This is a genomic window from Pseudoalteromonas luteoviolacea (assembly GCF_021654285.1).
GTDB lineage: Bacteria > Pseudomonadota > Gammaproteobacteria > Enterobacterales > Alteromonadaceae > Pseudoalteromonas > Pseudoalteromonas luteoviolacea_J.
In genome coordinates, this window is the sequence record NZ_JAKFZS010000006.1 from 172,814 (window position 1) to 186,733 (window position 13,920).

A 13,920-nucleotide genomic window follows, 5' to 3' on the forward strand; every position below is an offset into this window, starting at 1 on the left:
ACAGCTAACGCATTTTCTTCTGTCTGAAATAGCGATTTCTATATGCAAGCGCGATCAAAAATGCAAAGAAGATAGTTAAAGAACTATGTATATAACTGAATAAAGTGTGATTCTTACTTTTAGGTGCCTTAAAAAGCGCTGTTTTGCTTTTTTCACTTTTCTTCATTAAATATGAGGAAAATGGTAGTGCATTTGCAATTGATATGTTTAGTGCATCTGACATATCATCATACCATGTTAGCCGTTTTTCAATATCCTTATCTAAGAATGTAAATGCAGAACTGGTATTAAATGCATATTTATCTGGCTTAGCTTCACTTAGCGTATATTGTGCGAATATAACAGCTGAAAGCACAAAGAAGAAAAATGGTCTAAATATACTTTGGCCATAATTACTAATGAATGAATAAGATAATATTGCCAATATCTTAAGCGGGTTGCACCCAATCCATTTTTTGATTTTGAGTGTTTGCGCATTAAAGCGCACAGTTTGTTGATAACGTATGCCATACTTACGCGCTAATTCTGTCAGCTTAGATAAGCGTTGTGCGTTTTCTTTATTGATGTCACTGTTAAAGTTGTAAATAATAGACGGCTCTACGATTAGAGTGCTGAGGTCAATTAGCTCATCCTCATTAATCTCTCTTAGGTCTGGCACAAATTTAAATTTGCCTTGTAACGATGCGCCATAATGAAACTTTGCATTTCTAAAATCTAGACCACCTTGCTTAGGTACTCCTTTTGGTTTGAAGAAAAACCGACATGCAAATTTTGCATTTTTAAAGTCCAGGGCATCATCAAACTGTATGTTTTCAAATTCAATTTTTTTACAGAAGTTTGCGCTATTAAATTGAATAGATTTTTTGAATACTGAGCTAGTAAAAAAGGCGTTGTCCTTGAATGTTGTATTTGAAAATATGGCGCTCTCACTAAAGCAGCTTTCGTGAAAATGTACACGATCATCGAATAGTGAGTGTGAGAAGCTTGTTTTACCGAAAAAATGTGCGTTGGAGAATGTGCTATTTTCACAAAACAAAGCGTGCTCAAAGTTCGCATGATAGGCTGTGTCAGTATTTGAACAAAAGGATGCTGAGTCAAAAACTGCTGAATTACTAAATGTCGTGTTTAGAAATGTGACATTGGTCTTAAAACATGCTTCTGAAAAGTAAGCTTTTTGTTCAAACTTTACTTCAGAAAAGTGAGCGTCTTTTAAAAATACGGCTTTGACAAAATCCACATCACCTTTAAAAACAGCATTATTGAAACTGACAGGGTTTTTAAATTTTGCGTGATAAAAGTTAACTTGGCCATTAAAGACAAAGCCGTCAAAGCAAATAACTTTCTCTGTTTTGAGCTCTAGCCCATTTAAAGGGATTTGTTCTTGAAAGTATTGTGGATATTGAGTGGCTAAATTATCTAGACAAAATTGAACATCTTCAAAGCTGACATCTGTATTAGGGTTGGCATACATCCATGCATTCCAGGCGTTTTTACCTTTGAGCCATAATTTTAATGCTTTATCTCCGCTTAAAACATGGTGTTCCTCTGTGTGAGTCGTGTGCTTGTCTGCTTTATTAATTTCCATTTCTCTTCATGTTTAGTAAGACTTTACTGATTATATAATACTGGTTTGATCTTTTTTTAAAACTAAAAATGGCTGTTTTTTACTGTGTTTACACTGTGGTTTCATTTGAGGTTTTAATTTATAAATTCTGCTGCTTTTATTTAATAACCTTTAGAGGTTTGTATTTTTATAATGGAAGGTTGCTTTTTTGTTTTTCTTGGTTTTTTTGTGTGAATTATTTTGTTTTATAGATGGGTTTTTGGTTGAAAAAATGATTTTAATTGACAATTTTTATCAAAGATAATTTAATTTGTTCTTTGTTTTTTTGTTGGTTTTTATTAACTGTAATCTGCTTTTTAATTCATTATTTAATTTTTTGTTTGCTGTTAATTTTTTAATTGCCTGCGTTTAGTTTATGGTGTTTTTGAGTTTTTGGTTAAGTTGAAATGACCTATATAGTACTAAGAGGGTACATGGAACATTGTAATTCAACAGTTTTTGTGGGCGATAACTTTTGCAGCCGATGTGGCGAAAAAGTTAGCAATGAAAATAAATATTTAACACTTTTTGATATATTACCTGAACAAAAAGAATTACTAGAGCAGTATTATGATAGTTCAATCGTATTTACAGGTGAAGTAATTGCGACGCAGTTATATCAACGTAAAATTGTTTCTGATGAAGAGAGTAAGTCTTATGCGAATAGTCAAAATAAAACTTATTCTTACTGGTGGATTGAGCTTAAAAATAAAGAGGGTGATATCTATACATTTTCAATCTCAGCAGAGACAAAGGGTATTCATACGATTAAAAAAGGTGATGTATTTTCATTAGTGAGCCCATATTGGTATCAGTTGAATGCACCAAAGGATAATATTCCAGCAAACTCGATGATTACCAATAATGATACACCACCATGTTTTATATTTCATGGTCGGCCCCGTCATACTGGAGAAGGGTGTCATCAGTATATGATGAAAGATATCGAGAAACCTATTCGTGGCTCATTTCAAATAGCCGAAACACTAGGTGCATGGGCTTTTATTTGCGTGACTTTAATTTCTATTCTTGGTATTTCAACATTGTTGGCTTGGGGCGCATCATTGGTTACATTGGCTGCTGCGGCAAGGTTGGCGTATCGATGCAATAACGAGAAGAAAACATATCAAACAAAGCTAGAAAAGTTTAAGGCTTTAAATACGTTCATCAGTCAAGTGGCATCAATTTCTGCTGACCAGTTAGGCTATGATTTTGCTGTGAGGTCTGTATCGGATACTGATTTAATATGTGGCGGCTGTCATACAAGAGTACCTGAAGGCACACCTTATTGCTTTAATTGTGGTTTCAAGTCAACAGTAGAGACTTCAGAGTCATTAGATAAAAGTGATAAAACGTCTCTAAGCGTGAGTGAGCTTAAAAGTAGCTTAATGCAACAATACTCAATGAACTACTCTGAGCAGTACACTCACAAAAATGTGTTGCGTTCAAATCAGGTTGGAGATGTAAAACTGTGTTTCTTACTGGGTAAAGTTGTGAGTAAAGAAGTGTCAAACACTGTTACCAATAAGAAAGTTCATACAGGTACAAACTCAACGGAGGATAAGCATGGGCTTACGCAATACTCGAATGTTTATCAAACCTTGAGAAAATCAGAAATGCATGGCCCTGTTAATATAGAGTGCAATGACGGCAGTATCTATACCTATTATTTTGATTTAGATATGCTCGGAAGTCTTAATGAGGGAGATTGGCTTTCTTTTGGTCAGTCGGTTGCTACATTAAATGGTGAAACCTTCGTATTTAGGGAGTATGCCTATAATATGACTCAAGATATTGTATATCATGGAAACAGTCTTTCACGCTTTGAAGGGAATTCGTGTGTTGGTGTATGGTGGTTCCTTGGTTTATTGATGCTGATAGCGACTTTCTTTGCATTGGACATCAATGATGGCGAATTGGCTTCTGTGCCATTTATATTGTTTGTATTAAGCAGTGTTTATTGGCGAGTGAAGCATAAAAAGAATATCAAAGAGAATAGACTGCAAAAAAAGAGAGTACTTGATAAGTTTCTTAGTATGAAGAAAGAATTTATTGATAATCTAGAACAGATCCAAACACAAAGTAAAAATTTGTAGTCTCTTGCTTTGGGCAATATCTCTTAAATCAAAAGAGTGAACTAATGAACGTTTGGCAGAGTGTTTTATTTTTAAAGCGTCCCCAGCTTTAAATTCACTGATAGTTTTCGTTAATTCGGGTTTTAATTTTGAGATAACTTATGGGTAGTCGCTAGGGTGTTTTTAGGGCATACCTTAGCGACTACTGATTATATTATTTAGGCTCTAGGGTTATCTGCAAAGTTTGTTTTCCTTTCGCTATATTATGCCAGCTTCGATAAGGCTTAAAATTCGGCGCAACGATCTGAATGTCGTACCTTCCTGGTAATAGTTGTATATTATCCGTGTATTTTGGCTTTATATTCATAATACGAATATTTGCAGATTTTGCGTTTGTCTTTACTATCAAATATGATGGTTCTGGCAATACTTCTTGCACAGCCTTCAACGACTCTTTACCTTGCTGGGATGTTGGTAATTTGGCATCAATTAAGGCCAAGCTATGAGTGTATGGCTCGACATGTTTATAAATATGGGTGGATGCCTCCAAATTAACACCAAGCGGATGTAAGAAGGGCTGAACATGTAATGTCCATCTCAGTGCAAATGAATATACAGGGTTACTTACCGACTCCACTTTTTCTAAAAAATGGTTCACAGGGCTGTTATTGTTGGCCGTAAATTGATTACTGATCACCAATACAGGCATTACGATAAGCAGAATAACAGGGATGCTCTTAATGCAAGATACTTGCCACCATGATAAGTTCTTACCCCAGTGAGGTTTAAAAACTTCGAACGCTTTAACTGGCAGTTTAATGATAGTTAAGCAGATCAAAAATAAACTGAGTGACATTGAAATAGGTGGAACGATGACTGATCTCAAAGCTTGTTTACCCGCATTCTCATATTTACCACCCTCTTCGAAATGTGGGCGAGCATCGACTATCATCTCTAAGTATCGCTGCGTTCGTTTATCGATGTTTGGATCAAGTACATATTGTTTAAAGTTGGCTTTATTCCAGTCGGTGCGTACATTGTGGACATACATCTCTCCCATATTCTTTTTAATTTCATTTTGAACACTGGGGTGGAGTTGGAATGCTTGCCAGTTTAAGTTTATCGGTAAGTCGAGCCCCCGCTTGCGTGTTTCTTGAAGCCAGCGCAGATCTGCTTCGGCTTTGACTTTGTCAGCGACAGCTTGTGCAAACAGTAAACGCTGGCCAATATGCCATGATTCAGGCAGCTTTAGTCCTTGTCCTATTAAAGAGGTATGGATACGTTGCTGAGTTTTACTATGGCTACGGAATGTTGCCAATGAATCAATGCTCATTGGGTAACCAGTGTCTTCTGTGAATTGGGCATGGAAGTTTGGGTGTGCCAATATGAGTCTTTGATAATGCATGGGATCATCTGTGTATTTGTAGCGCTTATCTTTCATTCCGCCATCGCCACCGGTTGCTAAATCCACAGCTTGCACTGCGGTGAATAAACCAGCAGTTAACACGCCAGCTAAAATCGATCCAGCAGTATTTTCTAGACCGCTCACTTCTTCTTCAATTAACCAGTAATCTGGAGAAATATAGCCGAGGCCGGCTTTATTTATTTCTTTTTTATATGAATCCGAGAAGTTTGCAATACAGGCTGAACGACGATCTCGTTGAGAGTACTTGCCGTAGTACTCATGGCATTTATTGACTTGTCGATGATATTCATAAATTTTAGGACCATATTTTTGAGCACGGGTTTCTGCTCGCGCAATATAGGTTTTAATGGCTTGTTGATACTGTTGCCAACCTTGGTTTACCTGCTGCTCAATATCCTGCCAATACATCTGCTCTCTATCAGGAATGGATGCTAAAATGCGGTTGTACTCATTCGAGCCTTCGGCGTATTGACTATATTGCTCAGACACGTTTTTATATAGTAACGAAAAGTCTTCGTAGTAAGCGTCTATATCTCGATAGGCTTGCTTTTGAACAAACTGCTTAATGATGTCTCTTTTATGTGTTTCAAGGTTGTCAGCCAAGGTATCATCTGCATACAAAAGGCCACCAAACAAAGCTAAAAAGGTTAAATTTTCAGAACTGTTTAAAGTTTCATTGTCATATTCAAGGCCTGCTACTGTCACGGCATTGAGCGCCAGTGCATCTCTCATGGCAGCACTGAGTACAGCATATTCACGCTGTTGTGCGGTAGATGGTTCAATTAATAGCCGTTCTACAAGTTGTTTTTGGCCAAAATATACTGTTGGCCAAATGATGATGGTTAGGCAAATAAGTGAAATACAACCTCTTAATTTAGTTTTATATACTTTAGCTGGAAGAAGATCGGCCAGGAGTAAGGTGACGCCAATCCCAGATATTGCTCGGCCAAATACTTCTAGTTGCTCCAATGCATGCTCTGAGGGAGTACCCAGGCCAACAAGCGATACAAGTTGCGCATTAAAAATGATTTCTGGTACCAAATAGGCAAGGCTCATTAAGAAGAAAAATGCTCGCCAGAATGCGGGTTTATATTGGCTATTCACTCTTTGTCTTCCTAAGTTCTACTTCGACTGCTTTATCGGTTTTTAGGTCGACAGCGGTTTCACTCTGCTTTGGACCTGCATGTGTTTTCAAAATGACGGGAACGTAATTGTGTGTGGTTGCCGCTCCATCAATGGATTTAATTGTGTCATTGAGTGCAGGATATAAACCGTTACCGTAATAGGTCGAGACCTCATTTAAGCGCTCAAGATCAAGATCTGCAGGCAAATTGGCCAGAATTTTCGTAAACGCGGTTGTACCTTGATACGCTTGCATTTTGGGGAGTTCATATTCAGTGCAAAAACCATATAAAGTGTCATCAATGATCACAGAGTTTGGGCGTGTATGCACCGCAAGCTGACTTAATTGCTTAGCGTGAAAAGCATGACCATTAATCGTGTATGTCGCCACTGGTAACTTATTAGCATTGACCAATTTTCTGATGCGAGTGGCGTCTTCTGCATATTGGCGTATGTCTATCGCGATGCCAAAGTTATGTTTGAGGTGTCTTTTTAATTTACTCATACCTTGAGGGTTGTCGTGTCTATTTTCCTTAAATCGACGGCTCCCAAAGCCTACGATATCCTCAATTAATTCGCTGTTCCTTTGATAAATATTGTCACTGGCGGCTCCATGCTCTAGCGTTTTTTTGAGCAGCATGACTGACTTTTTGGCTGGTCGCTGAATATATGAGAGAAAAACATTAGAGTTTACTTCTCGCATCTTGATTAATTGGTCTAACTTTAAGCTCGAATAAAAATAACGTTTATGTCCAAGGAGCTGAAGCGCTAAAGTATCTAGTTGCTCTAACTCTTTTTTGCTTGTTTGCGATTTTATCTCAATATTTAGAAGTTGCCCTGCACGTGCTGAATTGGCAAAAGTAATCAGTGTGTCTCTAAGTGTTGGAGGAAGTACTTCAAGCAGTTGGCCTGTTTTTTGGTCGCGGGTTCTGAGATAGCCCCACTCTTGGCGATAGTTCAAACGTTCTATTTTTCGGCGCTTGTTGTCGATGGTACCCGTCTCACGCCCTGTACGACTGTCGTGGTGCAATACCCAAACATCATCAGAAGTAATGCGCACATCTATTTCAATCACATCGAATCCATTGTCCAGCGAATCAATCACGGCATTGAGGGAGTTCTCAGGATATCGAATAGATCCCCTGTGACTCTGAAGTTGATAGTTACCACATTGTGTTTCGTTGGCGTAGTTAATATTTCCAAGATGTGATTGGTAAAAGCCTCGAGCTGCAATGGCTTCTCTTAGCGCCGTTGCTTCGTAATGTTGTTTAATCGTTGCGGGGTCTTTTTGAGTTGGCTTGGTACTCGAGCAAGCACTGAGCAATAAAGCAATCAAAATGAGAAATAAGGTAAGCGGAATGTTAATAGTGCGCATAGTCCATTTAAACACGTATAAAAACCCGTAATTGAAATTTAAAATGCTATAAAAGTCAATGTATTAGATTGTTTTTTTTAACTGAAAACAGTGTTCAAAAATATTTTGTTCAAGGGAGACTTGTCTGTGGTATTGAAGCTGTAACCTTGTTGGAAGATATTATGATTATATATTGCGTTATTTAACGATTTTTATTTGCAATTTGTTTAGCAGAGCAAGGTATTAATGCCCTGCTTCTGAACTAAGTTATTGGCATTTTGATATAAGCGTATCTTTTAAAAACTGTCCAATTTGAGTTTGCGTGTCACGATTAAAAGTGTAATGCCCGCCTTCAAGTGCAATATGTTGATAGGCATGCGGGTAATTGACTTTGTCTAACTGTTTAATGATTTGATTGGACATCATGTATGATGGCCACACTTCATCTTGTTTGGCCGAGACCAGCAGTATCGGTCCTTTATTTTGTTCAATAGGAATTCTGGCAGCGCTAATAATGTCCTTGTGTGCACTGGATAAGGCGTGCTCAAAAGCCGGCGTAAACTCACCGGTAAAGTTGCCTTTTTGCATTTTCCAAGACAGCAAAGGCGCCTCTACATAGTTGAGAGGCTGTTCTTTTAACATCCACCCGGAACGAGATGACGGCGTTTTGACTGCATTCCAACTTACATGAGTCGGCATCACGGCTACAACGTGGTTGATATTGTCGAAATGACTCCCTAGTAACAGGGCTAGCTCTGCCCCCTTGGAAAAGCCATATACAGCGATGCAGTTTTCATTAATGTGCGGGTCTTTTGCCAAGGTATTGATCCGCGCTGCGATATCCTCAAGTGATAATTCTACTTGTTGTGATGGCGTTGATTCTGTGCCGTAGTAGCCCACTGCCGCCACAGAAAGCCCCATGTCATGAAAGCTATTTAAAAATGGTTGCCAACGGGGCTTAGCTAAAGTATTACCTCCCTCACTGCCGCCAAATACAATAACCAGCGGGTGTTTTTCTCCATCCTTAATAAAGTGTTTTTTTACGTCTGGTTCAGAGCTAGAACTGCAAGCCGCAAGGAGCCCTACCAAGCAAAATGGCATCATTGATTTCATAATTTTTTCCTGTTTTTATGGTTATAGGTTGAGTATTTTTTTGAGGAGTTTAGCCCCGTTTCTACTGCTGGTTATTTGTATACGTGAGTTTTGCAATGTGATCAGGTAACCACCTGTCACCCAACGCTCAAGTGTGTCAATTCGGTGTGTGTTTAATATGCTATCGCGATGCACTCTTACAAATTGGCTTGGTAACATGTGCATTAAATCATCTAAAGCAAAATCAAGGGGGTATGACTGAGAAGGTGTATATGCGATGGCTTGACCATGCTCAAGTTTGATGGCCTCAATGTGATTAACTTCAATCATACATACTTTACCCACAAACTTGCTGGTTAAAGTTTGTGTTGTTTTTTGTTGGCCAACTACCTTATGGTTAACTCGATTGAGTGCCAATGCCAACCTTTCGGTATCATAGGGCTTTAGTAAATAGTCTGTTGCGCCCATATCAAAAGCATCGACAGCAAATTCACTATATGCAGTGGTAAAAATCAGCTGGCCAGAGTACCCATCTTGGATCAGGCGTTTGGCAAAAGCGACGCCATTTATTTGGGGTAAATTGATATCAACAAACACCACATCAAGTTCTAAATCTTGCAGTTCTGTTAAACTCGCTACAGGTCTTGAGTTGGTATAAACGAGCGTACATAGATTTAGCTCTTCTAGCTGAGAGGTCAGCTTATCTAACGCAGGCTTCTCGTCTTCAATTATGGCAACTTTAAGCATTTATACCGCTCCTTTGGATAATGTAAAGCATGCTTTTGCACCACCACTTGGCACATTACTGAGCTCAAGTTGTGTGCCCATTTCAAGCCGTAACCTTGATTGTGTAATTGCTAAGCCAAGTCCAGTATCTAGCTCGCCAGACAAAATATGTTCCGCAAACCCTTGGCCGTTATCTTCTATTGATATGGTGAAGCTGTGGCCATGATTGATAGCACTTACTTTTACGGTGAGTGGTTTTGATACACAGTGTTTGAGCGCATTTTCTAGCAGGGGTTGTAAGATCATAGCTGGGAGCTGTGCATTGAGTAAGTTGTCCTGAATATCAAATTCGAATGTCACATCCTTACCGAAACGCGCTGTCTCTATTTTACACCATTGATTGATAGCAACTAGCTCATCCGCCAATGAGACAGTTTTATTTTGCGCATTGTTATGGCTGGCATTATTGATGGAGTATCGCAAAACCGTAGATAAGCTATGCACCAGTCTCTGCGCCGTTTTTGGTTTTGCCACAGTGAGCGCTGAAATGGTATTTAGGCTGTTAAAAAGAAAATGTGGGTTGAGCTGGCCATGCAATACTTTTATTTCGGCTTGCTTACGCAGAAGTTGTTCGTCTTTAAGGTGCTTCTGATTTAAATAAAACTTACAGAGCATAAAAATGCCTATGCTCCAAGGTAGTGCTACAAATACTGCATCAGTGATTGTGAGTGCTGGAATACTAAGCAACAAGGATCTTAAACTCCCCCATGTGTAACAGCCCATCACGACAGTGAAGTAAAATACACTTATTTGTGCTAGCCAATTGTTTATTTTTAGTATGTTGATCCCCAAGTAGCTAATAATCATAGGCAACCAATACATGAAAAGCACACACAGCAGAGACGAATATAAAATCAAGCTTGAGTAAGCCATACCTCGCTGAATCCAGTCAGTGAAGCTGATAGCTAAACTCACCAGTGCCATGATTACCAGTGCAAGCAGTTTTTCTGTATTGTTTAAGTGTATTTCAGTCATAACAAGATCAAAAAGTAGATAGTGCAAAGCTATATTACTGATAAATAAAGGGAGTGCAGTAAAAACTAGGCTCAATAGTCGTTTTTTGACTGTGAATGGTCAGCAAGAGGTTATTTGTGCAATTTTTTGAGTTGGAAAATAAAAAAGCGGCAAAGGATTACCGCTTTTTATTGATCACATTGTGAATTCAGAGGCTTAAAAATTTAGACTAGTTACGGTTGTCGTAGGCTTGCCATTCTAAGAACAAGCCAATTGTGTGGCCGCCAATTCTACCTGCTTCGGAGATGTCATCATGTATTGCCATTGCAGCATCTCTGTACATTACTGAGGCATCAAGGAGCTTTTGCTTATGCTCGTCTTTACACTCAAGCGCTAAACTCTCGTTAGGTAAATTGTCACAGTCGCGATAAGTGGCGTTTAAGTCATCGACAATATGCAATTTGAAGTGATCAGATAAGTCCCCAACATACTGTGTAATAAGCGGTTCTGAAATATGTTCAATAGCTTTAAATGAGGCTGATAAGGTCCAGCAGCGCTGCCATGTGGCTGGAAATTGCTGCTCGGTTTGCTCTAAATAAGTGATATGGTTTGTCGCATGATGAGGCTGTTGACTATAACTCAGTGCGATATCAAATGCGGCACAATTTTGCGGCGTTAAAAGCAAAGATTGCTGGGTTGTATTGTATACCGCGTGATATGACTTCCAAGCGGGCGCATAGCTGTGTGCGAAATTAAACCAAAGGTCTTGCATGGTGTTAATCAAGGTATCGTGAAATCTTGGGTCATGAGATACGCCATGCTTAGCTAACCAGTTTAGGTTATCTAATGCTGCGCGGTTTTCATTGTTTGCGATCAATTCAAATGTTTGCGCTAGCATCTGATCTACATCGACTAGGTCTGTATTCGCAAAGCTTGCAGAACTTGATACAGCAGCGAAAAACAAAGAGGTTGCACAGATGAATTTTTTCATATTTCTTTTTTCCTTAAAGAGTTATTTTGGTGTTTTAAATAATGCCTTTCGTGGCAACAATCTCACTTTCTAATGTTTAGGTATTAGTGAGTAAGATGTTTTTAGTAAGCAATTCGTATGCCATGTCTTGGTGAATTGAATGAGTTGTTGGCGTTATATTGATTATTAGAGGCTGCATAAGCCTTTAGTTAATGAGCTAAAAAAGAATAGTCTGCGCTTTTTGCTCGCCAAGGCTAATCAAACTAGAGGCTTTGGATTGCAAACTGCGCAATTTTGTACAAGCACTTTTAGGTCACTTACGTTAAGCTGAGTTGGAGTAAGGGGGAAGTCTATGCAGCAATCAAAATTTAGCTTTCACCACGAGTTAGGTGGTTTGGAAGTACTTCATAATATTGACAAAAAAACTGATTTTGGGCGGCACAATCACAGTGGTTACACAGTGGCTTTGGTCGATTGCGGCGCACAGCGTTTTTTTCGTTCTGGCGCGCAGCACCTTGCTGGTAAACATAGTCTAATCTTGATTAATGCTGAACAAGTACATGATTGTAAAAAGGCGTGTGAGGGGATCTCATCTTATCGCTCTATGTACCCAACGCCGGAGTTGTTTAACAGCTTAATGGACTGTAACCAAAACCGTGCGCCTTATTTCAGTGAGGCGGTGATGTATAACCCAGTGCTTGCCCTGCAGCTACATGACTTGTTTACCACATTGGACTCAGCAGCTGGCTTGCTGGAAAAGCAAACTCAACTTGTGCATTTTTTAGATAATTTGTGTCAGTCAGCAGGCAAAGTAACGTTAGCTGATGAGCAAAATTCGCTGAAATGCAGAATAGAGTTAGCAAAATCTTATCTGCTCGATCATGTGTTTGATGACGTGTCATTGGCTGATTTAGCGCAGCTTATTCACATGAGCCACTTTCATTTTGTACGCTCTTTTAAAGCTCAGACAGGGCTGACACCTCATGCGTTCCAAATTCAACATAGATTGAATCACGCCAAGGCGCTGCTTCGCCATGGTCAGAGTATCTCTGATGTGGCGAGTCATGTTGGGTTTTATGATCATAGCCACTTTAGTCGTCATTTTAAGAAAAATATGGGGATCACCCCAAACCAATACAAACAGGCGTGTTAATTCTATGAAAGTTGCAATAAAAAAAGGCTTGCTTGATATGCTGCCACTCAACTTGGCGGTGTTGCCTTGGGGTTTGTTATGTGGCTCTTTGGCGATTCAAAATGGGTTTACAGCATTGGAGGCACAGCTTATGTCTGTGCTGGTATTTGCGGGTTCTGCGCAATTGGTGGCGGTAGAGCTAATGGCCAAAGAAGCCTCACTACTAACCTTGCTGGTAACGACATTCATCATTAGTGCACGTCATTTACTATACGGATTAGCCATACGTAATAAAATGGTCGATAAACCGCTTCGTTGGCGCGGGCCAATTGCATTTTTCCTCACTGATGAACTGTTCGCTTTTTCTCACCATCACCGAGCATATCAAGGTAAATTGCGTCTTGTGTATGCACTGGTTGCAGGCGGGAGCTTCTATCTCGCTTGGAATGTGTGGACATTTTTTGGCATTGTGGCAGGGCAGTTTTTACCTGATCTGACTAATTTAGGTTTGGACTTTGCCATCGCAGCCATTTTTATAGCGCTGGTGGTACCTGGGGGGTCAAACCTCCCTGTATTGTGTGCCTGTTTAGTATCAGGGATCAGCATACTGTATTTCAAAACCATACAGTTTGAATTTGGTTTGGTGGCTTCTGCATTGCTTGGCATGAGCACAGGTTATGTTTTGCAGGCAAAAGAGGACAAATCATGATAGTTACGATTGTTGCGCTTGCATGTGTCACTTTTGCCACTCGATATCTATTTTTAGCAAAAAACTTACCGTTTACCATTGGTCCGAGATTTCAGCGTTTGCTGAGCTTTAGCGCACCATGTGTACTGACTGCGATTTGGGTGCCAATTGTGTTTATGCCAAATGGGGAACTGGTTACTGAGTTGAATAACCCTTATTTATTGGGTGCTCTAGCAGCCGTTTTTTTGGCGTTTAAATTTAAGAATCTCTATCTCACTACCTTCGGAAGCTTGCTTGTGTTTTATCTGTTTTTTTGAATCACTTTGGGATCTCAAACGAGTTCAGGGTGACGAGGTTTAGTTGAGTGTTGTTGGTTTAAACAAGTTGCACTTTCTTACCCTGTCGTTGCGGGCTTGTCCCGCAATCCATGTTTGAGAGAGGATTGGGACCTGTATCGAGTTCAGGATGACGGGGTTTAGTTTAGTGTTGTTGGTTTAAACAAGTTGCACTCTCTTACCCTTGTCGTTGCGGGCTTGTTCCGCAATCCATGTTTGAGAGGGTATTGGGCCCTGAAGCGAGTTCAGGATGACGGGGTTTAGTGTTGTTGGTTTAAACAAGTTGCACTTTCTTACTCTGTCGTTGCGGGCTTGTCCCGCAATCCATATTTGAGAGGGAATTGGGACCTGTATCGAGTTCAGAGTGACGGGGTTAATTTTTC

At 39.6% G+C, this 13,920-nt stretch carries 11 protein-coding genes; 4 read left to right on the top strand and 7 right to left on the bottom strand.

The annotated features are described in order from the left end of the window. Window positions 1-4: 4 nt before the first annotated feature. A complete protein-coding gene (locus L1077_RS07320; RefSeq protein ID WP_237136233.1) occupies window positions 5-1,585 on the bottom strand; it encodes a pentapeptide repeat-containing protein in 1,581 nt (526 codons plus the stop codon). A 452-nt stretch (window positions 1,586-2,037) separates the two neighbouring features. Here L1077_RS07320 and L1077_RS07325 point away from each other — a divergent pair, with 452 nt between their 5' ends. After that, window positions 2,038-3,699: a hypothetical protein gene (locus tag L1077_RS07325; protein ID WP_237136234.1), complete on the top strand. Its 1,662-nt coding sequence runs from the start codon at window positions 2,038-2,040 to the stop codon at window positions 3,697-3,699. Between the two features lie 193 nt (window positions 3,700-3,892). Here the strand turns inward: L1077_RS07325 and L1077_RS07330 are convergent, their stop codons facing one another. The 6 genes from L1077_RS07330 to L1077_RS07355 all read right to left on the bottom strand — a co-directional run bounded on the left by L1077_RS07330 (window position 3,893) and on the right by L1077_RS07355 (window position 11,403). After that, entirely contained in the window at window positions 3,893-6,208 is a 2,316-nt protein-coding gene (locus tag L1077_RS07330) for a carboxypeptidase regulatory-like domain-containing protein (RefSeq protein WP_237136235.1), read from the bottom strand. Further along, window positions 6,201-7,616, bottom strand: a complete 1,416-nt coding sequence (locus L1077_RS07335) for a glycerophosphodiester phosphodiesterase (protein WP_237136236.1) — start codon at window positions 7,614-7,616, stop codon at window positions 6,201-6,203. Before L1077_RS07335 ends, L1077_RS07330 begins: the two co-directional genes overlap by 8 nt. Window positions 7,617-7,847: 231 nt before the next feature. Next, a complete protein-coding gene (locus L1077_RS07340; protein WP_237136237.1) occupies window positions 7,848-8,693 on the bottom strand; it encodes an acyl-CoA thioester hydrolase/BAAT C-terminal domain-containing protein in 846 nt (281 codons plus the stop codon). 21 nt (window positions 8,694-8,714) lie between these two features. Next, window positions 8,715-9,419 carry a LytR/AlgR family response regulator transcription factor gene (locus tag L1077_RS07345; protein WP_237136238.1) on the bottom strand — a complete coding sequence of 235 codons (705 nt, stop codon included), beginning with the start codon at window positions 9,417-9,419 and terminating at the stop codon, window positions 8,715-8,717. After that, a complete protein-coding gene (locus L1077_RS07350) occupies window positions 9,420-10,433 on the bottom strand; it encodes a sensor histidine kinase (protein WP_237136239.1) in 1,014 nt (337 codons plus the stop codon). A 208-nt stretch (window positions 10,434-10,641) separates the two neighbouring features. Further along, complete coding sequence (locus L1077_RS07355; protein WP_237136240.1) at window positions 10,642-11,403, bottom strand: hypothetical protein; 762 nt, start codon at window positions 11,401-11,403, stop codon at window positions 10,642-10,644. 331 nt (window positions 11,404-11,734) lie between these two features. Between L1077_RS07355 and L1077_RS07360 the strand changes: the two genes are divergently transcribed. From L1077_RS07360 to L1077_RS07370, 3 genes are read left to right on the top strand one after another with little or no spacing between them, the layout of a single operon-like run. After that, the gene (locus L1077_RS07360) at window positions 11,735-12,535 is read left to right on the top strand and encodes an AraC family transcriptional regulator (RefSeq protein WP_237136241.1); all 801 of its coding nucleotides are present in this window, start codon (window positions 11,735-11,737) and stop codon (window positions 12,533-12,535) included. A gap of 4 nt (window positions 12,536-12,539) precedes the next feature. Continuing rightward, complete coding sequence (locus L1077_RS07365; RefSeq protein WP_237136242.1) at window positions 12,540-13,223, top strand: AzlC family ABC transporter permease; 684 nt, start codon at window positions 12,540-12,542, stop codon at window positions 13,221-13,223. Continuing rightward, window positions 13,220-13,519, top strand: a complete 300-nt coding sequence (locus L1077_RS07370) for an AzlD domain-containing protein (protein ID WP_237136243.1) — start codon at window positions 13,220-13,222, stop codon at window positions 13,517-13,519. Before L1077_RS07365 ends, L1077_RS07370 begins: the two co-directional genes overlap by 4 nt. The last annotated feature ends 401 nt before the right edge of the window (window positions 13,520-13,920 follow it).

Bases quoted from the DNA above. Each gene is read 5' to 3' on its own strand.
- L1077_RS07360 (WP_237136241.1), top strand. From the start codon at position 11,735: ATGCAGCAATCAAAATTTAGCTTTCACCACGAGTTAGGTGGTTTGGAA.
- L1077_RS07345 (WP_237136238.1), bottom strand. From the start codon at position 9,419: ATGCTTAAAGTTGCCATAATTGAAGACGAGAAGCCTGCGTTAGATAAG.
- L1077_RS07370 (WP_237136243.1), top strand. From the start codon at position 13,220: ATGATAGTTACGATTGTTGCGCTTGCATGTGTCACTTTTGCCACTCGA.
- L1077_RS07340 (WP_237136237.1), bottom strand. From the start codon at position 8,693: ATGAAATCAATGATGCCATTTTGCTTGGTAGGGCTCCTTGCGGCTTGC.
- L1077_RS07350 (WP_237136239.1), bottom strand. From the start codon at position 10,433: ATGACTGAAATACACTTAAACAATACAGAAAAACTGCTTGCACTGGTA.
- L1077_RS07355 (WP_237136240.1), bottom strand. From the start codon at position 11,403: ATGAAAAAATTCATCTGTGCAACCTCTTTGTTTTTCGCTGCTGTATCA.
- L1077_RS07325 (WP_237136234.1), top strand. From the start codon at position 2,038: ATGGAACATTGTAATTCAACAGTTTTTGTGGGCGATAACTTTTGCAGC.
- L1077_RS07320 (WP_237136233.1), bottom strand. From the start codon at position 1,585: ATGGAAATTAATAAAGCAGACAAGCACACGACTCACACAGAGGAACAC.
- L1077_RS07365 (WP_237136242.1), top strand. From the start codon at position 12,540: ATGAAAGTTGCAATAAAAAAAGGCTTGCTTGATATGCTGCCACTCAAC.